Origin of the sequence: Halorubellus amylolyticus, from assembly GCF_034808145.1 — an archaeon.
GTDB lineage: Archaea > Halobacteriota > Halobacteria > Halobacteriales > Natrialbaceae > Halorubellus.
The window spans coordinates 1-278 of the sequence record NZ_JAXHGM010000049.1; the positions used below are offsets into that span (position 1 = coordinate 1).

Annotated in this window: 1 protein-coding gene; it reads left to right on the plus strand. The window is 49.3% G+C overall.

Annotated elements, in window-relative coordinates; translation table 11 throughout:
* The coding region (locus SM754_RS20230) for a Na/Pi symporter (RefSeq protein ID WP_323677940.1) at nt 1-278 on the plus strand (278 nt) is incomplete at both ends.

Sequence of the window (278 nt, forward strand, 5' to 3'; positions counted from 1 at the left end):
TTCTTCCTCTACTTCTTCCTGTTGGGTCTTGACCTGCTTGGAAATGGTGCAAAGGTCATGTGTGGATGCACTGCCGGAGAGTTGTTCGGCGACGACACGAATCCCATCGCTGGTCTAATGGTTGGTATTCTTGCGACTGTATTGCTTCAGTCGTCTTCAACAACTACCTCGATTGTTGTGTCTTTGGTCGGATCCGCTGTCTCCGTCCGCCAAGGTATTTACATGATCATGGGAGCGAATATTGGTACTTCAGTCACCAACACCATCGTCGCTATGGA